Source organism: Absiella sp. AM09-50, assembly GCF_003433845.1.
GTDB classification, from domain to species: domain Bacteria; phylum Bacillota_I; class Bacilli_A; order Erysipelotrichales; family Erysipelotrichaceae; genus Hoskinsella; species Hoskinsella hominis.
Genome location: NZ_QVFI01000009.1, coordinates 66,643 through 90,460, shown reverse-complemented (window position 1 = coordinate 90,460; position 23,818 = coordinate 66,643). Strand labels below are relative to the sequence as shown.

The window sequence follows — 23,818 nt, the reverse complement described above, 5'->3', positions numbered from 1 at the left end:
ACCCTTGTACACCATGGTACATGTTGCTTTTCTTATATTATATGACCTAGATGTTATTTTTACAAGCACAAAAACAAAAAAAGGAAACAAATCATTTGTTTCCCTTAGGAAAGATAAATCTGTTTTACAAAATGAATCGATGTTTCCATCATTTCACATAGTAATTCATATACCTTTTTCATATGATGAGCCTTTAAATGTTCAATTAATAATTGATAATAAGCATAATATTCATTTTCCTTATTATCAAAGCTGTAGAAATAATTCAAATACATAAACCATACCAGCTGTTTGTTCAATACACGATAGATTTCAGACAGACAGGTGTTTCTTTGAAACAGCAGTTCTACCATGGGTGTAATGATCTTGCGTTTTTGATGCTCCATTACATCAATTAGTTTGGATAAATCATCTTCCGATATCTTTTTGATGAACGCTGGACCAAACCCTTTGATACACAGTTGCAATGCAGATAATGCATCTATGAACTGTTTCAAATTCTGTTTGACTTCAGGATTTTTTAGAAAATCATCCTTTTTGAATGCATCATAATTTACATAGCTGCCAATCCCATTGACCGTTTTTACGATACCATAATGATTCAATACCTCGATTGCTTTACGACTGGTTCTTAAACTAACGTTTTGTTTCTTCGCCAGCTGTTCAAGACTTGGCAGTTCTTTATGCTTCAGATAAACCCCGTTATGAATATCCATAAATATATCAATGATCACATTTTGATATAAGGCCTCTTTCTCATAATACCAATAAAATGGCATAGGATGAAAAGTTGTTTTTTCTTCATCTATGATACGCTGAATATAACTCTGGGTCTTTTTGGATATGGTATGAATCAGATATTTAATGGTTTTCTTTAAGACCTTGCTGTCTTTTTTCAAGATTGCTTTTAAAATGACAGAAAGCATGTTGCCAATAAATGCCATGTTTTTCTGAAATTCATTCTTACGCAAAGAGTAATCTGGAACTGCGACCAATATAAAATCCATCATCTGTGTAAATAAGGAGGATACATACACATTATTCAATAATGAAAAGGCATAGCTATAGATTTCCATTAACGCATTCATTAGCTCGGATGAAGTATGAAACTGTTTATCTTTTAAAGAATCTGCCATGTGATATAAATAGGCGATATCTTCATCACTTGCTCTATTAATGGCTTCCTGGGCAATGGTAGGCAGAATATATTCCATCGTATCAAATACCGCAGCAATCGATGGCAAACGCCCATATAGCATTTCCTCATACATGGCACGGTTTTCCCGCTTGTTTAAATCAAAGATGACCCGGGCATTGCGGCCTTTTTCCTGTTTGATCAAACCATCTTCTTCTAATAGGCGAAGGGCATGACGCATGGTATTTCGACCAACATGAAAAAGTTCACACAGCTCTAATATAGCGGGTAAATCTTTTACTATTTCATATTTTCCACAAACGATATCTGCTTTCATTTTCAAATATACCTGCTCTGTGATGGTTAGCTCAGCCAAGATTATCCCTTCTCTCGCCTTCTATTTTATCATGGGATACGACAATCGTCACGTTTTATCAATTGATTTTTTTGCTTTTCTGTTATACCATTTTGTGATAGAGGTATTTTATGAAAAAGAAAAACAAACAATATATAAAAACATTGGTTATTATTGCGTTTCTTATAACCGTATTATATTTACTCTTAAAAGATGATTATCAGATGATTTTGTCTGCTTTATCAAAGCTGCATATGATGGATGTCTTTCTGTTAGCACTCTTGGCAGCTTCCCCCTATATGATCAATGGTATTGTACTTACGAAGCTTTGTCGTCAAATCCATTCCTCCTATACTTATAAAGATGGTCTAATCAATGGATGGGTATCCTTGTTTTTGATGAACATATCAGCTTCTGCCCTTGCAAAAGGTGGACAACTGATATTAATGAAAGCTAAGAAAATATCTTATGATCATGGCTGTGGTATCTTAATGCTAGATCAAATGCTCTATCAAATCAGCTATGCTGTATTTTCCTTTATGATTCTGTTATGTTCTTCCTCTTATCTGGCTGTGCATTATCCCAAAGAACTGCCTTTCGCATGGGCTGGCATCTGTATTGGCATCATCCCGATTGCCGCAATGTTGTTTCTGTTTTTATATCCTAAACTGCCTGCCCTTGTGATACGTCTATTGCATTTTTGTATAACGAAGTTTCATTTAAAAATTGATGAAGCGATGCTCTGTGAAAAAATCAATACATTTTCAAATGCTGTATGGGCTTGTTATCCTAAATCAAGGAAAGAAAAGATCAATGCCCTCAAAATCATCTTATGGCAGATATTCCGTTTATTTTTACGTCATATCTTACCATTTTTTATCGCATATGCATTAACGCTGCCTGTGAATCTCCATAACTTCTTTATGTATTTCATGGCGAGTGTCTTTATCGATTTGATTTTATCCTCCCTGCCTGTTTATGGGAAACACGGAGTAGCGGAATCCAGTTTCATTCTAGTTTTTACACCATTTGTGAATAAGGTGAACGCTGCTAGTATGATGTTGTTATGGCGTATATTGACATTTTATGTAAATACTCTTATTGGCGCTGTTTTCACAATGTTATGTAAAGACATTGATGTAAAAGAAGTGAAAGAATCTTTCATAAATAGATAAAATATGATATACTTCAAACACGTGAGGAGAGAGAACGATGGGACCTTTTGAAGAATATTATATCTATGCACAAAAAATGATTGTACAAAAAGGAGATATTATATATGACGCGAAAGAGAATGGCAATGCCTTTTTCTTACATTCTGGTATTTGTGCACTTGGCAGTGTAGGAAAAAATGGAGAAATGAAAACACACCTTTATTTTATGGACCAAAGAATTATGGGATTTGCGCATTTTGCTAGACAAATCTATCCACACTTAGACAAGCTGCCCAGCAATCCTTTGATCATTATCGCCAAAACAGACTGCATCGTTTATAAGATCCATGCGGAAAAACTGCAGGAATTGATTGAAAACGATGTACATTTTAATCATTTGATGTTTGAAACATTATCACAGAATTATATGAATATATTCCAGCGCTATCTACAGATGGAAGAAGACAGTGTTCCCATTCGTGTAGCCATGTTTTTAATGGATTATGCACGTTTAGATCATGAGCAGCTGATGCTTCCCCGCTTCTTTACGTATTCAGAAATTGCGGAGTATTTAAATATCCATCAGGTTACCTTATCCCGTGTATTCTCTGCAATGCGTCATTTGGATTGTGTCAGTAAAGAAAATCATCATATCATGATTTTAAAACCTGATGTTTTAGAGGCAATCATTGATAAAAAAATCACATTGACATATTGATGTAAGCGTTTCGCAAATTTGCTTTATTCTTTGAGTTAATCGTGGTATAATGAATAAAACTCAAGGAGGTAACAAATCATGGATGTAATCTTTCACATTGATGAAATTGAAAAATGGGAGCTGACAATCAGCAATATTAAGAATATGCTTGTTTATGGAAAAGAAAATCATGATACTTATCACATCGAAATTGTCGCAAATTCTGATGCTGTAGAATGTCTGAGTCATCGTAATGATGAATATCAAGCCGTAATGGAAAAACTGAGTGAAGATGGTGTAACCATCTGTGCATGTCATAATGCATTAATGAAAAAGGGCATTTCTAATGGTGAGTTGTATTCATTTGTAGAAGTTGTTCCCGCTGGTGTCGTAGAGCTTGCGAAACGCCAACAGGAAGGTTATTCTTACATAAAGCCATAAAAATATATCCAGCAGAATTGATCTGCTGGATTTTTTTCATATAAAAAGGGAACGATGTTCCCTTTTAGTTTTCTAATTGTTTTCGCATAAATGCAAGAAACTGATCACAGATTTCAGGATCAAAGCGGGTTGCTTTGTTGTCGGTATAATATGCTTCGATATCTTCCATCGTCAACCCTTCGCTTTCATCATATCCAAGCTCCAGTTTATGCCAATCATAACTATCCACAATCGTGATAAAACGTGCCATATAAGGAATATCTTCCCCTTTTAAACCATATGGGTATCCCCTGCCGTTCCACCATTCATGATGGTATAGTTCTGCAGTAGCTATTTCTTCATAGCCAAACATAGAGCGGATGATGCGATTGCCAATCTGTGGATGACGATAAAATTCTTTGATTTCCTCATCACTGAAATCTTTTTGTTTTTCAATGACATAATCATCAATTCCCACCATACCGATATCATGCAGATAAGCAAAACGTGCAATTTCATCGATGAAATATTCATCCATCTCCAAGTACTTCGCAAAGCCTATGGCTAACTCTTGTACACGCAGGCTATGGCGTTCAATTCGAGGATGGGATGTAAACAGTTTTTCTAGCATCATAGAAACGATCATATTCTTTTGCTGCGGACTTTGTAAAACCTTTCTAGAATACATGATATCCTCACTCAAAGCCGCCACAATATCTAATGTTTCATAAGGAGAAGTTCTTGCGGCGACCCCATATGATACAGACAAAGGGATACCCTGTACTTCATGTTCTCCAACGATCACTTCAATTTTCTGAAGGAAGGAGCTTAATTTTTCTTTACTTGTCTTTGGACATAATAAACAGATTTCATCTCCACCCATACGTATCAGATTCCATTCCTTTAAAACATTCTTTTCTAGAATGTCACAGATGGTCATGATTGCCTTATCACCATATTCATGACCTAAGGTATCATTGATGATTTTTAAGCCATCTAAATCAATGGATGCGATACTGACAGGAAGATTAGAAAGATCATCTTCTAATTCCTTGATGCGTTTGATGTAAAACCGGCGATTATATAATCCTGTCATTGCGTCATGATAACTCATTTTTAAAATCTCATTTTGTTGATTTCTGATCTGGGTAATATCATGAATAATGGCACAATATAGTGTTTCCTTTTTTTCTTCCCCATATAAGGTACGACAATGAAATGGTTTACTGATTACATTTACATCACATATTTCTTTCTCACTGGTGTATAGCTGAAGCTCGATGACTTCTTTCTCTGAACCCTGCATCAATCGGTTTTTCATAAAATAGAATGTATCCTGGTGCTCAGGAAGGATATACTCCGTAATTTTATGACTGTTGATTAGGCTGGGCACAACACCAACTCTGCGACAGAATGTCTGGTTTGCTTCCACGATCCAATCATTTCCATTAAAAAGGACATAGCTGATTGGCGCTTCATGGAAGAGCAGCTGGTATTTATCCTTCAAACTGCTCAATTCCATATTGGTACGCATCAACTCTTCATTCTGATATGTAAGCTCCTGATGATAGATATTAACGGTTTCTACAATTTCTTCAATGCTTTCTTTTAAGAGCTGGGAATCTTTTACATCACTTTGTAAAACCTTGGCAATATTTGCTTCCAACTCCCTTTGGGAATATCTATTTTTCATGTCACAAGACTTCCTTCCAATTATTGATCACTTAGTATCGTCATTTTCCCCTGTATCATTTCTGCAGTACCATCACTGCGCTTCTTTTCCACAAACAACTGAATATATATCCATTCATAGACTTCATCGTTGCCTTTATAACGATACATGATCTCAATACAGTTTTTACCACCGCTGATACATTCATCCACTGCACTTCGTACATGAATGACATCATCTGGATGAATACGTTTCATAAAGTCATCTACAGAGAATTGTCGTTGATTACTATTGGTATCCTTGATATATGGGTACCATAATGTTTCATGTTTTAAATCATAACGCCACATACTGACATCACAGTTTTCACGCTGCCAGTATATTTTTCCTTCTCTTTCAAAAGAGGAGCTTCTCATCATTCTTAAATCACTAGCTTCAAGGAATGTGATAATAATACCTTCTACCGCATTGTATTCACTACGATATGGACGAATACGGACCAGCCAGTATTTTCCATCTACTTCATAAATTTCCTTATCCACATTTTCCAATGTTTTCTGAACATGACGAACATCATCCTGCCAGTTTGGATAGTTATCCATCAAAGACAGATGGGAAATCGGACGTCCAATATCCATATCCATGATATGGGTAATCTTGGATACGACTGGTGTTAGTTTTCTGATTTTTAAATCATTGTCCAGATACATTGCGCCAACCTCTACATTGATCAATAAATTATCCAGATCGGTATTCAAACGGGTCAATTCATCAATCTTGCTTTGGTATTCGCTATTCACGGTATATAATTCCTCGTTTACACTTTGTAATTCTTCATTGGTGCTTTGTAACTCTTCATTGGCTGCGACCAGTTCTTCATTGCTGGATTGCAGTTCTTCATTGGTTGTTTCTAATTCTTCAATAGTAGCCTGCAGGTTTTCTTTACTGATACGCAATTCTTCCTCCAGTTCCATAATACGCTTGCCGATTTCCTGATTGCTGTCGATATATGTGAATTTTTCTTCTTTTTTTGCTTCTTTGATTTCAAAAGTTAAAAGATAGAAAGCTGTTTTTGCGACTGTTAAGGTATAGCCATTGATCAAAATATTCTTTCCTTCAAATTCTGGGATATCGCTAGCACACATGGTTGCGACATTATCTTCTCCGGCATGTAATCTTCTCACAACACCATTCACAAACAAGCCAAGACCACCTGGCAAATTCGCATATAGATTCTGTGAGAATACACCTGGTTTAAAGCGTAGGATACGATGGATATCACTACCCATATAAATGATGTTATCCACATCATTGATGATAATGCTTGGTGGTGACATTGCAGAAAAAGCAGATTCTACAATCTTTTCTACCTTAATGCCATGATTATCAATATTACGATAGTCACTGGTTCTAAGAATACTGGAGAAATGCTCAGTTAAACCATTTGCATTGATAATCATATTACTGGTTGGTCGAATATCTTCTTTCTGACGATAGATCTTCCATTTACGGGAAATCACTTCAAAGGATTCATTCATTTCTCCAATGGATTCACTGCTTCCCATAAACAGATAGCCGCTGTTGTTTAATGCGTAATAGAAACGATATAACAGTTCCTGCTGTACATGGGTTTTCAAATAGATAAACAGATTACGACATATAATCATATTTAATTTAGAGAACGGTGGATCATTTAATACATTATGTGCAGAGAAGATGATCATCTTACGTATATCTGCATTAATACGATAACCGCTATCCTGTTTTGTAAAGTATTTTTTCAACAGGTAAGGATCGATATCCATGGCAACACTTGCGGAGTAGATTCCTTGTGAAGCAACTGCCAGTGCATTACGGTCGATATCCGTCGCAAAGATCTTGATTTCATAATCCAAATGATTACTTTCCAGATATTCATTTAACAACATCGCAATAGAATATACTTCTTCACCTGTAGAACATGCCACAGACCAGATACGAATCGTCTGGTTGACTGCTTTCATTTTTGGAATGACATTCTTTGCGATAAAATCAAAGGCTTCCGCATCCCTGAAGAATCCTGTAACACCAATTAATAATTCTTTAAACAGGGTTTCTTTTTCCTGATCACTGCCACTTAAATAATTCAGATATTCTTCCAAATTATGGAACTGATTGATACTGACACGACGTTCCATTCTTCGTACCAGGGTATTTTCCTTATAATTGGAGAAATCCATATGACAGTATTCTTTTAAAACATCTAAGATCTTAGATAATGTGTCTTTATGTAAAGGCTGTTCATTGGCTTCATCTGGATGCATATATGGATGTTGGATAAATCCCGTCATTGCCTTTGACATCTTTCCAGGAGGCAATACATAATCGCATAATCCGGTTGCGATACTGCTTAATGGCATACTGTTGAATGCGGCAGTTTTAGGTTCTTGTACCATGATCATACCACCATACTCTTTGATATCACGAATACCTAAAGAGCCATCACTTCCAGCACCACTTAAAACGATGGCAATGGCATATTTGCCACAATCTCTTGCAAGGGATCGAAAGAAATTATCGATGGCAAGATTAATCCCATTGATATTGTTTTGTTCATCTAATTTCAAATGTCCATGATGAATCGTCAATTCCTTTTTTGGCGGAATCAGATAGACGTGATTTGGTTTTACCTCTTCATCATCACTCGCCACATGGACTTCCATCTTGGTATAGCGGGCAAGCAGCTCGCTCATTAAACTCTTATAATCTGGTGACAAGTGCTGGATTACCACAAAGGCACATCCTGAATCATCTGGCATGCTTTTAAAGAAATCCTGTAATGCTTCTAATCCACCGGCACTTGCTCCCACACCGACTACATAAAACGCTTCATTCTCAGACTTATTTTCCTTTTTTACAATTTCCATAGCTCCACCTTCTTTATTAAACTGTTTCTTCGCATATATGATATGTGCTGCGTCCACTGCGTTTTGCTTCATATAATAACTCATCGGCTTTTCGCATCGCATTTTCCAATGAGGCGTTTTCTTTCACAAATACAACGCCCATACTCATTGTCACATCTACGTTTTTTGCATCTTCATATTTTTTCTCATGCATTTCTTTTAATGCCTGCTCACATAGAAGTGCAATCTCTTCCTTATTGGTATTCTGGATAAACAATAAGAATTCATCTCCGCCAAGGCGTGCAACGATTCCTTCATGGAATACATGTTTTAATATCGATGCAGTTTCAATCAATACATGATCTCCCGCAAAATGACCAAATTCATCATTTACCTGTTTGAATTTATCTAGATCTGCCATAATGATGGCACCACCCTGTTTGGATAATGCATGATTGATTTCTTTAAATCCTCCAGCACGATTATAGATGCCTGTCAAAGAATCTGTCGTGCTCTCTTTATACAGCTGTTCCTTTTCATTGATCTGCTGCTGGATATCTAAAATCTTGCCAATCGCATAAACTGGTCGATGTCCATAGTTTCCTATATCATAAATAATTTTAATTACCAGCTGATACCAGCGTTCACTGCCATCCAGCATACGTATCAAAACTTCTTCATGACGATCTAACGCATTTTCCAGATATTCTTCTAATACCGTCAATACCATATGTTCATTGGTTTCCTGTTTTGCGGATTCATCTTTAAAATGCTCAATCATTTCTTCATTTGCAATCTTTCCGATGCCTTCTTTACTGATTTTCATTGTATCCTTTTCAAAATCATATTCAAAGGTCATTTCTCCAGTGATTATCGATAACATCTGATATCGCTGATATTCCAGTTCAATGGCACGCTGTACTTCAAAACGATGCCGGTAATACATAAAGATTGCGCCAACAATTCCCGCAATCAACAATAATGCGACAAAACTAACACCAGCGATATGCTCATTCAAAAAATCCTTTAAATGAAAGCTTTCTTCCACGTAGGCATTCTTATAGATATAGCGGTTCAATTTTTCACTGTCTATCGTACGTATCCCTTTATTTAAAATACTGATCAGACGGGAATCTGTATTTTTAGATACCCCAAATGCATATTGATTCAATAAATATTCCGGTACAGAAAAAGTACTGAGGTTGTCCAAATGCAACTTGTTGGTATAATACGTCAGCTGATATGGATTGATATATGCATAATCAACTTCCCGATCATTTAATGCTTCTAATAAATCTTCGATATTGTTGTAGCGTTTATCTTCGTTTGCTTCCGCAATTGCGGGTGTATTTAAATAGGTGGTCCCTTTGATTTTGTCCTTTAATTCATTAGGATCCAGATTTTTATTCATAACCAGCATGATATCACTTACCAGCCATGGAGAAGTAAATGTGACATCCAATGTTTCTGCCTGTGATGCATCAAATGGTAATCCCATCAAAACAGAGGCTTCTCTATTTTTTATTTTATTTTTATATTCTTCATATGTTTTTACCATCTCATATTCAAATTTCATTTCCGTATTTTCAGAAATAAAATCCAGGATATCCTTGCCGATTCCTACCGCTTCACCATTTTTAGAATCTTCAATTGGCGCATTGTTTTCAAGTACCAATACCTTGATGGTACCATTTTCTTTGATGAATTCTTTTTCTTTGCTGTTTAGATGAATCTCCCCACACATATTTTCAAAATAACGATTATACAGTGTGGTTGTCAATAATGGATTCATTTTAGAAAGATCTAGAATTGCCTGATTCAATTCCGTTACGATTTCTGTATTTCCTTTGGTCGTCGCAAAATAGAATGCATCCGGTGAAAAGCGTGAAATACTTCGATAGTCCTCCGTATTTTCTAAATCTGTAAGCAGATAGGCATCCGCTTCTTCATTTTCGATTTTTTTGATTAAATCCTCTGTATCTAATGCCTCAATCTTGGTATAGGTAAATCCATTCATCGCCGCAAACTGATCTAGCTTTTCAATTCGTGTTTTCGCATTTTTATTAACGGCAATCTTTAAATCCTTTTTGGTTGCTAATGATTCCAAATTGACAAGATCACTATCATCTTTGACCGCAATAATATTATATGCATAGCCATATGGTTCACTTGGATAATCATACATTTTGGCGAGTGCATCATTGTAACGCATACAGCCCAGCAAATCAATTTCCCCATCTTCCAGCTGTTTTGTTAATGTGGTCAACTGTTCATTTAAATCTCCCTTTGCTTCTACAAACTCATATTCCCAATCATTGTATTGGGCAATCTGCATCAGATAATCATAAGTATATCCATAACGATTGCCATTTTCATCCTTCATCGTCAATCCTGACTGTATCGGATATCCTACTTTAATGACCCTTCGACTTGATGCATGCATTGGCAGCATAGAAATTGTCGGCAGCAACAAAATCAGCAGAATCAATATTGTATTGCGTATGTGCTTTTTAATTTTCATTGTATTGCATCCTCCTGATTATAATAAAAAGGCTGCCAAAACAGCAACAAAAAAAAGAACATTTTTTTTGCAACTGGCTATCCCCGTGGGACCCTGTAGTTTTGCGTCTCTATCTTGCGGTAGATTTGCCTATTTATATTTTCAAATTAATTATAACCTTTTTAGGAAAAAAAGGGAATATTTTTCCTACATTCGTAGAAAATATATTCCTTTTTATCCTTTATTTATCATTTTTTATCATCAATTCTATAATTTCTTCATCGGTTCCCTTCATTCCCTTGCGGGCAAGCTCTCCTACACTTTCTATTGTGGCCTTGATTCCCTTTTGAACAATGCCTTCTCCACAATAAAACTGCTTACCGCATTGATACATATAACAGCCCATAATCCCCGCATCAACGGCACTGGCAATCTTAGCGGCACAGCTTGGTTTTGCCCCATCACAGATCATACCGCTTGTGATTGCTAATGCATTGACAATCGTATGCGTAATGTTTTCATAGTTGCCACCCAAAAGATATGCAATCCCAGCACCTGCGCCAGCACCTGCACTCACTGCCCCACAATATGCAGACAATCTGCCAATGAACTGTTTTTGATAGATCGTGGAAAGATTACTAATCAATAATGCCCGATATAATTCTTCTTTGCTTTTTTGCAGCTCTTTCGCATATACAATAACCGGTAAAGAAGCACTCATGCCCTGATTGCCGCTTCCACTATTAATGATGACTGGCAATTCACAACCACTCATTCTTGCATCAGAACCGGCTGCAGCCATTGCTCTTGCCTTTACCTGTACACTGTCCCCATATACTTTCAACAGCATATTGGCAATACCTGCCCCATAGCATTTTTCAATGCCTTCCTTTGCAATCGCTGTATTGTAATCAATCTGGCGCTGCAAAATATCTTTGACATCATCTAAATCAGCGGTTAATGCGAAATCATAGATATCCTCCATGGATAAGGAAGCGTATGCTTCATCTTTTTGTTCCTTGCCACAGATACTTTTTTCAAACAGGATTTCCTGATTTTTTTCAATCAATACCACATTGCTGTGCTCCTGTGCTACTTTTACTTTACAATAAGACTTTTCATTAGATACAATCACTTCTAGCTCTAATGCATTTTCACATTTTAAAGGATGTACACGGATGCATTTTTCCTTCATGAAGGTATCGATTGCTGCACGCTGTTCTTCGCTTACCTCGCTGATAACTTCAAGATTTTTACTCGCATCTCCTGCGATAATCCCCACCACTGCCGCTACTGGAATACCTTTTCTACCACCGGTATTTGGTACGATTACACTTTTTACATTCTTGATGATGTTGCCACTGGCATAAATATCCACGGCATCAATTTCCTGATTGAATTTTTCTTTCGCAAGTGCTGCCGCAAATGCGATGGCGATTGGCTCCGTACAGCCCATTGCAGGAACCAGTTCCTTCTTTAAAATACTTACATAATCCTGATATCGCTGATCTTTTTTATCCATAATTCTACTCCTCTTCTACCTTAGTATATTTTAACATGGCAGAAAAAAAAGATATAGCCTTCTATATCTTTTTTGTGGATTTTTTCATTCGTTTTAATTCATAGATTTCATCTGCACAGGCAGCGACTTCTTTAGAGTGCGTTACCATAATGATACAATGACCCTCTTTTGCCAAGGACTTAAATATTTCAAGAATCTCAGCCTGTGTTTCCATATCCAGATTGCCTGTTGGCTCATCTGCCAAAATCACTTTCGGCTCATAAGACAAGCATCGTGCGATGGCAACTCTTTGTTGTTGACCTCCGGATAGTTTCAATATTCTGCGATTCATTTCTTCTTCATCCAATCCAACTTTTTCCAGCAACTCTCTTGCAATCATTTTGCGGTTTTCTTTCTTACCGGCAATTTCCATGGATAATACTACATTTTCTAAAGCGGTTAAATGCATTAACAAGTTATAATTCTGAAAGATTACACCAACATATTGACTTCGATAATGATATGGATCCATATCTGTAATATCTTTTGCATCATATAAGATTTTGCCTGATGATGGTTTGGTCAGTAAACTCATCATGGAAAGCAGCGTTGTTTTCCCTGCACCGCTTTTGCCTACGATGGCATAAATTTTTCCCTGTTCAAAGGACAAGGATACATGTTCAATAACATTTGTTTTTCCTGTATACGTATAACTAACATCTTGTAATTGTAAGATTTCCATATGATACACCTACTCTCTATCTGACAAAATCTTTAAAGGTTCATAACGTAAGATGCTCATAATCGCAACACCGCCAGACACCATTGTCAACAATACCGCAATGCCACATACTTCCAATACCACGATGATATCTGTAGCACTGCTTACTTCACGAATATATTGTTTTCCCTGTGCCATCATATCCTTTGACATTTCTTTATGATCACCTGTATCTTCTGGCATATCTTTCCCAAAATTTCCAGGACGATCATTTTGTGTTATGGTAGTGTTTTCTAACAACATATTGGTAACTGGTACACTGATACACGCACCTATGCCACTTCCTATCAGCATGGATACCATTGTCACAACAAATATCTCCAATACAAACTGACAAGCAATTTTGCGCTTATTCATACCTATAGCCGCAAGTACACCAATTTCATATTTGCGCTCACGGATATGATATATATGAAGAACCACTAGAATCAAGCCCGCAATCACAAGTACAACAACTAAGAAAATTGTCGCATATCCACTCAGGCTTTCCAAAGGTTGAAGACTTTGTTCATATTGATTCAGGTTTTGTGATTGTATCGTATAATCATCTGATAATCCAAGATTTCTTGCCTGTGCTTCAAAAGCTTCATATGCATCTACATTTTCAAACAGATAAGTCCCTGATACACTTGCCTTTAAAGCTTTATCACTATCCGTTTTATTTGATGCTTCCACAATCGTATCTATAGTTGTTGTACTTGTATATATCTGATTTGCAGGATCACTTCTCATGAATCCTATATCACTACTTGTTTCATTTAAGCTGTAAATTCCGCTAATTTTTAATTCTGTTACATCTTTGGTATTATCTGGATTTACCAGTTTTATGGTATCTCCAACAGCCAAAGTGTTATATTCTGCTAATTCTTCAGAAATGATACATGTGTCTTGATCACTTTCCAGAAACATCGTGCCCTTAGTTATACTGGCATTGCCTTCCACAAAAGTCGTCATTGCCTCCTGGGTGCTATAGCCAATAAGTGAAAAATCTGCACTGCTCATTTCTTTACCACCAAAATTCTTTCCCATATCTGGCATATGCTCATCACTTGATGATAGCGGCTCTATGCCTTCTGCATTCATTGACAAAGTTTCTGTATAGTAAAAATCTTTTACGCTTTCAGCTTTCGCATATGTTTGTAACTCTTCTAAAGAAAGTGAATGGATATTTGACAACATTTCTTTAGGATCCACATCCTCTGGATTCTCTTTGTTTCCCTGTTTCATAACAGACATACGATCAATGCCAATCGTTGCGTTAATGGTAAGCTCATCTAAGCCAGCAGCTCTTTGTTTTGCTGCTGCTTGATGAATGGATAATGAAAGGCAACAAGATAATCCAATGACGAGTGCAATGATGCCAAGCAATATATTCTTTCCCATATTTCGGCAGATGTTTCGCCATGCATTCTTTATGATATACATAATATTCCTCCTTATGCTCACCCATTATATAGAAGGAATGTGATGAAAACATGAAGAATATATGAAAAAAATAGAGATTTCAATGAAACCTCTATTCAATCGGTACCTGATAGAATCTGCCTTCGACATATTCTGTCTTTGTGACATTGATAAAACTTGATGTATCAATTTCTCTGATTCGGGTCACCAGACCTTTTACGGAATTAGAATCCACAACTGTATACAGCATCGTTCTTGGCTGTCCATAATATGTACCAATACCATCTAAACGCGTGACCCCATGATGGGTAGAATTCTGTATTTCTTCCACAACGATTTCTGGGTTGCTGGTAATAATGAAAATCGTCATTTGTTTATAACGTTTATGAACGGTATTGATGACCTGTGTACTACAGAACTGAAAGATGATGGAATATAAAGCTTTATTCCAGCCAAATAAATATCCTGCTGCCACAAGCATTACCGCATTCATCCCCAAGATGAAATTCCATGCCGGCTGACCAGTCTTTTTACTGATCCACATAGCGATAAAATCCGTACCTCCACTACTGGCATTGCCACGAAGTGCAATACCCAAAGCGATACCCTGCAAGATACCACCAAAGATTGTGATCAACAGGATATCCTCTGTGATATTGATACTTGGCATGATATCCGCAAATAGACCGGTTAAAAATATCATCAGACAGGAAAAAATCGTAAATTTCTTTCCTACCATTTTATAGCCGATAAATGCTGGAATGGCATTTAATAAATAATACACTGGTGAATATGGAATAGCGATATCAAGATATTGATCAAAGTATCGCTGAATAAAAACCGTTAAACCTGTAAAACCACCCGGAAACAAGCCCCCAGCATTAATAAATGTATTAATGTTTACTGCACATAGAAATGACGCAATCACCACTAAAACAAACGTGGAGATATCCTTTCTATTAAACGTATCCTTCATGTCTTAACTTCTCCTTTTTCTTGTAAGCATATTTATTATACACTCATTTATATTTAATTCTACCTATCTGTACATGTTTTCACTGTCATATTTTGTTTTTGTATATCATACACTGAAACGAAAGGATGCGATCAAATGAAAGAGTATTTATTTATTAAAAATCAGAACATTGATGCCATGCATACCCACTTTGCTTCTCTTGTGCATATGCAGGATATGTGGCTGTGTGGTTTTGAGGAAATCAGTTATGCACGTAAGAACTATGCCATCGTGGTAGATGGTGAGGTATATAACGAAAAACAAATTAAAGAAGAGTTACATGAAGCACAGTTTCCCCCTATTGCATCATTAGAAGAATTATTTTTATATGCCTATTTACACTGGAAAGAAGATTTGATGAAGCATATCGAAGGAGCCTATGCCTTCGTGCTGTATCATGATCATCAAATACTAGCTGCTAAAGATCCTTTGGGACTTTCTGTTCTATATTATTATGAGGATGATTACCAGCTTGTCATCAGTAATCGTATTTCCCTCATGCTGGATAATGCTGATATTACACCAAAGCTGAGTAAAGAAGGCGTTATGGACCTGTTTGCCTTTGGTCCGGGTATTCCTGAAAGCAAAACGATTCTTGATGGCATTCATCAATTAGCCATGGGACAATATTTTACGTATAAAGATAAAGTAGCATTAAAAACATATTATCGTTTACGTGCGAAAAAACATGAAGATGATATCGATACGACCGCAAAACATGTCTATGAACTTGTGGAAGCCTCTATCAAACGTCAGATGGACCAAGTGCATGCTTCTTTTTTAAGCGGTGGTTTAGACAGCAGTATCATCACAGCGGTATGTGCAAAGGAAACATCAGACTGGCGTACCTATTCCCTTGCCTATGAAGGCAATAAAGAAAACTTTAAAGGCAACATGTATCAGGTATCTTTAGATGATGATTATATCAAACAGATGTGTGAACGCTATCCTTTACAACATCAGGAATTGATGATTACACAGAAGCAATTGCGTGATGAATTAAAAAATGCCATGCTGGCACGTGAATTTCCTGGCATGGCAGATATCGACAGTTCCTTATTATGGTTATGTGAACAGGTGTCACAAAAAGAACGTGTGATTTTCAGTGGAGAATGCAGTGATGAAATCTTTGGCGGCTATCCTTGGTTTTATCGTAAAGAATTAAAAAATTTAGAAACATTTCCATGGCTAAGAAATGTAAATGATCGTATTTCCTTGTTGCATGAGGATATCAAGCACTTTGATTATCAGGGCTATATTAAGAAAAACTATGCGGACAGCATTGCGGATATGGATTATCTATCTGATGATAGTAAAGAAGACCGCCAAGCAAGGATTCACAGTGTTTTATGTCTGCACTGGTTCATGCAGACTTTGGTAGTACGTCAAATCACAATGGCAAACTGGGCAAACATCACGATACGAGCACCATTTGCGGATGTAAGAACATTGGAATATGTATATAATATCCCATGGGATATGAAGTTTTATAAACAAAATGAAAAAGGCATCCTACGTAAGGCATTTGAGAAACTGCTGCCAAAAGATGTCTGTTGGAGAAAGAAAAATCCTTTCCCTAAAACCCATAATCCCCTATACGCCGATCTGGTCGCTGATTTATTAAAGGAACGATATGATGATCCATCCTCTCCCCTGCATCGTTTATTTGATGACGCCACATTAAAAGAACTAATTGAAAGTAAAGGTGCATCTTATACCCTTCCATGGTATGGCCAGCTGATGAGTGGACCACAGCTATTAGCTTATCTTTATCAGATTGATCAATGGATCTTAACGTATCATGTACAATTGGATTTTTAAAAAGAAAACAGATCATTGATCTGTTTTTTCTAGTTTTACCTCTTCGATTTCATGGAATCGCTGTATCATTTTATCCGTTGTGATCTGCATTAGTTTCATATCCTGATAACATTTATCAAAATCATGATAGATCGTCTGATAACGTTTCTCGAAACGTTCAAATTCCACCTGCAGCTTTTTTAACTCCTGCTGGATACTGATCATATTTTCATTACGTTCAATGCCCAGATAAATTGCTTTTATAGCGGTAATATAAGCCATCAGCGTCGTTGGTGACACTAAATATACCTTTTGTTCATAAGAATATTGAATGATTTCTTCACAATTACCATAAATATAGGAGAAAACGGCTTCCGCAGGCAGAAACATATAGGCAAATTCCGCCGTTTCTTCAGGCAGGATATATTTATCATGAATCGTTTTGATATGCTTTTTTACATCACTCACAAATACCCGATGTAGTCTTGCCTTTTCTTCCTTGCGTGTTTCTTCCATACAACGATTATAATTTTCCAAAGGAAACTTAGAGTCGATACATATCATATGTAAAGGTGCTTTCGCAAAGACCACTGCGTCCGCAATACTGCCATTGCTTAATTTATATTGTTTCGCAAAACGCTTTTGATCTAAACCAAATGCATTTTCTAATAGTGTATACAACTCAATTTCCCCAAAGATTCCCCTCGTCTTTTTATCCGTCAATACATTTTGGATACTGGCTATTGACATACTGACTTCTTTTAGATTCTTCTGACTTTCATCCAGCTTTCCCATCTGTTCCATCACTTTGCCAAATGCCTGATTGGTAGAGGTATAGCCTTGTTGAAGATGATTATTTACATTCTTTTCAATAGAGAACAAACGTTGGGTGGTCGTTTCCCTTAAATCCATCATATCCGCTTTTAAAGAGGATGTCATTTCTTTTTGGAAATACTGCAGCTGTTCATTCATCTGTTTTTGAAGATTCCATAAACCAGCCTGTTGCTGTTTTTCACTTTCCGCTAATAATAAGCGCATTTCTTTTTTGTTATTGGTGGATGGACGCATCATAAAAAACATGACAATGATGACAACCACCAGCAATAAGACACATATCAATAAAAAATATTCCATAAAAAACCTCCAGTTCGCCTATACAAATAAAAGTAAATTAATAGTAGCATAAAATCAAGAATCCTGCTTATAAAAATTATGTGAAATAACATAATTCCATCATTTCATAAGACTGTTTAAAAACATCTTACAGATAGTCTGTTGGCGCTTAATGCCTCGGATATCTTTATGTAAGGTAATCGTTTTTCCATCTTCAAATAGGATACATACACTGTCTTTCTTTGTTTTTACGGAAATGATCGCACGATAATTCAACCAGATACATTCATCCTTTCGTATATCAGATAATGGAAATAAGATATCCTTTGTTTTCTCAGATAAAAGAATCGGTATTTTTTGATGAATACCACAAACCTTTTGACATGCCGCTTTTCTTCCTTCATAGCTGCTGCCATATCGTAAGCACCAGCGATCAATTAATTTGACACTATGTGTGTCTTTGAAACAGTGTACACCCTTTTCACTTAAACAATATACATCCGGATATTTTTCATACAATAAATAGATCATTCACATCACCAAGTATGGTTATACCATAAATAGATGAAAAAATCATAAAAGTGTAAAATAATTATAGAAAATACGAAAAAAAGATGTTTTTTTTACATCTTTTCCTGTTTAAATTGATTTCCAGTCATTTTTACGCTGCTCACACAGTCCTGCTTTTTCTTTCATATCATCATACATTTGAAGCAGTTCCTGTTTTAAATCCTCACATGTTTTTTTGATTGCCCGTACATGAAGTTCTAAGATATCTTCAATATGTACATGGTGTGCTTTCAACAGTTTTACCAGTTCTGGCACTTGGGAAAAAGCAGATGTTTCTAATTGGTATGATGAAACCGGATACCCCATCTTCATATAGATGATGATATCTAATACCAGTTTATTGCCTACACCTTTTTCAGTTCTTGCGATGGTAAAGCGAACATGATCCATATCCTCATAAGCAATCATGACTCTTCGATCACGTGATGTTAATTTGTTTTTCACATAACGGAAATAGATTTCCTCTGAATCAAAGATCATCGCATATTGATCCTCAAAGCAACAATGAAAACCTCCAAGATAACTGCTGAAATGTGGAATCCGCTGATTGTTTAGATACACATCACATGGCAAAATCTTATGTTTTGCGATTTCGTTAATATCTAATATAAAGTTCATAGCTCCTCCTTGTCGTAAATCCACTTATAGCTTACCATACTATTGAAAAAGAAAAAAGAGGCATTTTGCCTCTTTCATAAAGCTTTACTAGCAGCAGCCTCCATCACAGCCACCGCCACAGCTTGAACATCCACTCTGCTGTGCAGCATACTGCTGTTCGTATACCAATGTATCGATAACGAAACATTCGATTTCAACTTTTACATCCTTAGGAAGACGTGCAACCTGTACACAGCTTCTTGCTGGATATGGTTCTTCTAAATAAGAGCCATAAACTTCATTTAATTTATCGAAGTCATTTAAGTCTGCGATATAAATGGTTGTTTTCATAATGTGTTTGTAGCCAAGTCCCATATCAGCTAATACAGCACCGATATTTTTCATAACCTGGTGTGTCTGTTCTTCGATTGTTGTACCTACTACTTCACCAGTTTCTGGATCTAAAGGAATCTGTCCTGACAGATATACGAAATCACCTAACTTTGTAGCTGGTGAATAAGGTCCTAATGCTTTCGGCGCATTTTCTGGTTTTACTGCTTTAATAAAGATATTCATGTTCATTTCCTCCATTCATCTATTAATCCAGCAATTCTTCATCATCGTTATAGGATAGAATCGTAAGTTCAATTCTGGATGCCATTCCATCTTTTGTATCCAGTACTTTAATTTCAAAGTTTTCAAATTCTATTTCACGGCCCTTGCGAACCTTACGATGGTTATTCAGTTCATAAATCCATGCGGCAAATGTTCTGGCTTTTGTATCAGGAACATCCTGATCCTCCACATAAGTATCAAAGAAATCAATCAAGGAAACTTTTCCATCAATCTCAAAGGTATGTAGACCAATCTCTAATACATGATTTGGCAAAGGATCATATTCATCATAGATCTCTCCTACCAGTTCTTCCAAAACATCCTCCAGGGTAACGATACCGACGTAAACATGGGATGTCTGTGATTCTTCAACGATAGCGATATGCTCTCTTGATTTTTGTATATCTTCTAATACTGCAGGCAGCTTCTTACGCTGAGTCACAAATACTGGTGGCTGCATCAAATCCTTGATTACCACTTCTTTGCCCTCCAATAATGCATCTAATACATCACGTACACGCAGTATTCCCACAACCTGTGTTGTTTCATAGGAAATGACTGGTAAACGTGAGAGTTTATGATCATGTAATGTTGTTTTTAACTGATCATACGTTGCATTGTCATATAAGAATACAACCTGATCTCTTGGCACCATGATATCACGAACGTTTTTATCATCAAATTCGATGACACTTTCAATCAGTTCACGTTCTTCCTGTTCCAAGACACCTTCCTGTTCAATCGTACTGACGATTTCCAGCAGTTCATCTTCTGTCGCAGTGACATTTTCGATTTGAAGCTTTTCTTCCCAATGCTGTTCAATCTTTTCAACCACAAAAGAAATCGGGCGTAACACCGTTACCAGAATGCTCAATGGCTTAGCCATCAATAAGGCGATATTTTCAGCTTTCGCTTTCGCAACGATTTTTGGTGTAATTTCACCAAACGCCAAAATCAATACCGTCATCACACCAGTTGCTACCGCAACACCGGCAGCTCCTTTGATCAGTTCTGTCGCAAGACTTGTCAAAATTGATGTCGCAAGAATATTTACCACGTTGTTTCCAATCAAAATCGTTGTGATTACAGCGGTAAAATTCTTTGCATTAGCATATGCAGTTTTCGCTTTTTTATTTCCGCTTTTCGCCATCTGTTTCAAACGAATGACATTCAAAGAGGAATACGCTGTTTCTGCTGAAGAAAAACATGCCGACAAGGCAATTAGTATTACAAGTAAAATCAATAGGCCTATATGCGATCCGTCCAAAAAAAACCACTCCCCATACATATTGTTTTGCGAATCATAAACAGGAAATCAAATTTCCCGCCTCAGTAGTATTATATACGAAAATCAAAAAAATTCAATGGATACGCACATTTTTAAAATACATCTTATAAAAAAAGGAAGGACCTTTTTTCCTTCCTTTCCTGAATCATTCTAATGGTACACCCATTAATCGTTTTATAATATGTTCGATCATGGTCGCATTGCGATATGTCAACAGGTATTGTTTGGTGAATGATTGTCCATGGTAATGGATTTCCAAACAAAATGATGGCACCTCATCATCCAGAATCAACGACATGATCATTTTTAATTCATTATAATAATATGCTTCTTCATCTATAATCATACGATCACTTTTAAAGCGAATATGAAAATTATCATCACGCTCACGCATCGTTCTCAATTCTTCTAACACATCTTCTCGAAACTGTATTCGAATATGGGATGGATAATCTTTGAAACGCTCTTTCATAACTCTTGCAAGTCGTAAGCGCTGTTTCAGGGCAACCTCCTGTTGTTTCTTAATCTTGCGATTCACAATTGCCGCAATCTGTGTCATGTTTTGTGGCTTGCGTAAACAATACGCACGATGAACTTCCATCAAATCAATTGCATCACTTAAAGCGTTATGATCTACTGCTCCATGTATATCATAAGCACTCTTTAAATCATCTAAGGAGAGTGTGGAGGATATCAGCTGTTCTTGAAACTTCACAGATGGTGATATTTCCTTTTGAAGATCTTTCATATCCTTAAAAAATTCCATATCCAGATCATAATAGCGACAATTCTGTATCAATGTCCTTCGATCATCTGGTCCAAAGCTGTAAAATCTCACATTATCCATATCCTTTTCATAGCGATGAATCCATCGCATAAAGATTTCCATCACTATTGGTAGTGCTTTGGCATGTTCAATTTGATGAGTATTCAAATGTGTCATACGATAAACCACAGAAGTTAACCGTACAAAATTCATTGGTCTTACAAGAGAATAAAACTGATCCAGTTCTTTCCCATTATCATCCAGCATCACAGCCCCAATCGATATGATTGCCTGTTGAAATTTCCCTTTAATTTTTACCGCATCAAATTCGGCATCTAAATAAATATGTAACATAATCGTACCTCTTAACATGCTACATTATAAAGGCAAATGCATAAAATGACAAGGCTGTTTATATTTACAGATATTGCATCACGAGTTATTCATGATCACAATATCAAAAATTGATATCATCTTTTAATTGCGAAAAAACAGGTGTATCTCCACTATTTAAATAGATATATTCTTTATCTGTTGCATAACCTTGATGCCCATGCATGTTCATAAGCATACATGACTTTTTCATCTTGTAAGATTTCACACAAATGCTAAAATCATAATATTACGCCTTACATAAACGCACCAGCACCAGTTGTGGATGGTTATGTATACGTAAAGGTGCCTTGCTGTTGCCCAGTCCTCTGGATACAAACATGGTAGTATCACCCTTTACATAGCGTCCATTTGTATATTTTGGAAATATTCCCTGATTGGGAGCATACAGCCCACCTATCTTAGGCAAGCGAATTTGTCCACCATGTGCATGTCCGCAAAAACAGATATCAAAGCCACAGGCTGCATAAAAATCAAAATATTCCGGACGATGTGATAACAATATATGAAATTGGTTGTCACTCATCTGTTTTAGAGTCTGAAGATTATGTTGAAAGCGCTGTGGTTCATGAATATAAAATTTTGGATCCTTTACACCAATCAAGGTAATGGCTTCTTCGTTTCTACTTAATTCCACCATGCTGTTGCCTAATACCTCAACTCCATATGCCAATAATCGTTCCTTTAGATATGGATAGATTTCACTTGTGGCTTCATGATTGCCTGGTACATAATATACAGGAGCAATCTTGACTGCTTCCTTTACAAAACGTAAGGCTGGCTGAATATTATTTTTACGACAGCGTCGTTTATCTATTAGATCACCACTAATCAAAATGATATCCGGACTTGCTAGCTGAATTTCCTTCATTAGTTTTTTCTGATGAAAGCCAAAGCGTGCATTATGCAGATCAGATACCTGCAAGATACGAAAGCCATGAAAACTGCCTGGCAGTTTTTCGTTGTGATATACAAAAGAGCTGATATCCAGCTGATGATTTTGACGATATGCTGCACGTGCCAATAAAGCAGTTGCTACCGCACCACTTACCAATTGTATTGTTCTTTTTGTTTGTTTTTTCATTGTCGATCACGTCCGTTCTGTAGTAAGATGATACCATACATTCGATGTAAAAAAAAGAAAGGATTGATGGATT

The 23,818-nt window shown here is 36.5% G+C and carries 19 protein-coding genes and 1 riboswitch; of the genes, 4 read left to right on the top strand and 15 right to left on the bottom strand.

Features of this window, described 5'->3' with window-relative positions; genetic code table 11:
- Positions 1–104: 104 nt before the first annotated feature.
- The gene (locus DW114_RS09795; protein ID WP_117453568.1) at positions 105–1,511 is read right to left on the bottom strand and encodes a GntR family transcriptional regulator; all 1,407 of its coding nucleotides are present in this window, start codon (positions 1,509–1,511) and stop codon (positions 105–107) included.
- Positions 1,512–1,621: 110 nt separating this feature from the next.
- Between DW114_RS09795 and DW114_RS09790 the strand changes: the two genes are divergently transcribed.
- From DW114_RS09790 to DW114_RS09780, 3 genes are all read left to right on the top strand, one after another.
- A complete protein-coding gene (locus DW114_RS09790; protein ID WP_117453567.1) occupies positions 1,622–2,665 on the top strand; it encodes a lysylphosphatidylglycerol synthase transmembrane domain-containing protein in 1,044 nt (347 codons plus the stop codon).
- A gap of 37 nt (positions 2,666–2,702) precedes the next feature.
- Complete coding sequence (locus DW114_RS09785; RefSeq protein WP_117453566.1) at positions 2,703–3,362, top strand: Crp/Fnr family transcriptional regulator; 660 nt, start codon at positions 2,703–2,705, stop codon at positions 3,360–3,362.
- 78 nt (positions 3,363–3,440) lie between these two features.
- Complete coding sequence (locus DW114_RS09780; protein ID WP_117453565.1) at positions 3,441–3,782, top strand: DsrE family protein; 342 nt, start codon at positions 3,441–3,443, stop codon at positions 3,780–3,782.
- A 64-nt stretch (positions 3,783–3,846) separates the two neighbouring features.
- Here DW114_RS09780 and DW114_RS09775 read toward each other — a convergent pair whose 3' ends face one another.
- From DW114_RS09775 to DW114_RS09745, 7 genes are all read right to left on the bottom strand, one after another.
- Positions 3,847–5,454, bottom strand: a complete 1,608-nt coding sequence (locus DW114_RS09775; RefSeq protein ID WP_117453564.1) for a diguanylate cyclase — start codon at positions 5,452–5,454, stop codon at positions 3,847–3,849.
- 20 nt (positions 5,455–5,474) lie between these two features.
- Entirely contained in the window at positions 5,475–8,411 is a 2,937-nt protein-coding gene (locus DW114_RS09770; RefSeq protein WP_158552267.1) for a CheR family methyltransferase, read from the bottom strand.
- Positions 8,356–10,839: a diguanylate cyclase domain-containing protein gene (locus DW114_RS09765; protein WP_117453562.1), complete on the bottom strand. Its 2,484-nt coding sequence runs from the start codon at positions 10,837–10,839 to the stop codon at positions 8,356–8,358. Before DW114_RS09765 ends, DW114_RS09770 begins: the two co-directional genes overlap by 56 nt.
- A gap of 65 nt (positions 10,840–10,904) precedes the next feature.
- Positions 10,905–10,979: riboswitch (cyclic di-GMP riboswitch) on the bottom strand.
- Between the two features lie 80 nt (positions 10,980–11,059).
- Positions 11,060–12,340, bottom strand: a complete 1,281-nt coding sequence (locus DW114_RS09760; RefSeq protein ID WP_117453561.1) for a serine dehydratase subunit alpha family protein — start codon at positions 12,338–12,340, stop codon at positions 11,060–11,062.
- A gap of 61 nt (positions 12,341–12,401) precedes the next feature.
- On the bottom strand, positions 12,402–13,061 hold the full coding sequence (locus tag DW114_RS09755) for an ABC transporter ATP-binding protein (protein ID WP_117453560.1): 660 nt from the start codon (positions 13,059–13,061) through the stop codon (positions 12,402–12,404).
- A 9-nt stretch (positions 13,062–13,070) separates the two neighbouring features.
- On the bottom strand, positions 13,071–14,525 hold the full coding sequence (locus DW114_RS09750) for an ABC transporter permease (RefSeq protein WP_117453559.1): 1,455 nt from the start codon (positions 14,523–14,525) through the stop codon (positions 13,071–13,073).
- 91 nt (positions 14,526–14,616) lie between these two features.
- The gene (locus DW114_RS09745) at positions 14,617–15,480 is read right to left on the bottom strand and encodes a YitT family protein (RefSeq protein ID WP_117453558.1); all 864 of its coding nucleotides are present in this window, start codon (positions 15,478–15,480) and stop codon (positions 14,617–14,619) included.
- A gap of 135 nt (positions 15,481–15,615) precedes the next feature.
- Here DW114_RS09745 and asnB point away from each other — a divergent pair, with 135 nt between their 5' ends.
- On the top strand, positions 15,616–17,340 hold the full coding sequence (gene asnB / locus DW114_RS09740) for an asparagine synthase (glutamine-hydrolyzing) (RefSeq protein ID WP_117453557.1): 1,725 nt from the start codon (positions 15,616–15,618) through the stop codon (positions 17,338–17,340).
- 12 nt (positions 17,341–17,352) lie between these two features.
- Here the strand turns inward: asnB and DW114_RS09735 are convergent, their stop codons facing one another.
- The 7 genes from DW114_RS09735 to DW114_RS09705 form a co-directional block, all read right to left on the bottom strand.
- Positions 17,353–18,453, bottom strand: coding sequence for a DNA recombination protein RmuC (locus DW114_RS09735; RefSeq protein ID WP_117453556.1), 1,101 nt, complete (start codon positions 18,451–18,453; stop codon positions 17,353–17,355).
- Positions 18,454–18,552: 99 nt separating this feature from the next.
- Positions 18,553–18,963: a competence protein ComK gene (locus DW114_RS09730; RefSeq protein WP_117453555.1), complete on the bottom strand. Its 411-nt coding sequence runs from the start codon at positions 18,961–18,963 to the stop codon at positions 18,553–18,555.
- 108 nt (positions 18,964–19,071) lie between these two features.
- Positions 19,072–19,620 carry a hypothetical protein gene (locus tag DW114_RS09725; RefSeq protein WP_117453554.1) on the bottom strand — a complete coding sequence of 183 codons (549 nt, stop codon included), beginning with the start codon at positions 19,618–19,620 and terminating at the stop codon, positions 19,072–19,074.
- An 87-nt stretch (positions 19,621–19,707) separates the two neighbouring features.
- Positions 19,708–20,175 (bottom strand): RidA family protein, encoded by a 468-nt coding sequence (locus DW114_RS09720; protein ID WP_117453553.1) that lies wholly within the window; start codon positions 20,173–20,175, stop codon positions 19,708–19,710.
- A 22-nt stretch (positions 20,176–20,197) separates the two neighbouring features.
- Positions 20,198–21,481, bottom strand: coding sequence for a hemolysin family protein (locus tag DW114_RS09715; RefSeq protein ID WP_117453552.1), 1,284 nt, complete (start codon positions 21,479–21,481; stop codon positions 20,198–20,200).
- A gap of 166 nt (positions 21,482–21,647) precedes the next feature.
- Complete coding sequence (locus DW114_RS09710; RefSeq protein ID WP_158552266.1) at positions 21,648–22,622, bottom strand: exonuclease domain-containing protein; 975 nt, start codon at positions 22,620–22,622, stop codon at positions 21,648–21,650.
- Between the two features lie 268 nt (positions 22,623–22,890).
- Complete coding sequence (locus DW114_RS09705) at positions 22,891–23,745, bottom strand: metallophosphoesterase (protein ID WP_117453550.1); 855 nt, start codon at positions 23,743–23,745, stop codon at positions 22,891–22,893.
- Between the last annotated feature and the right edge of the window lie 73 nt (positions 23,746–23,818).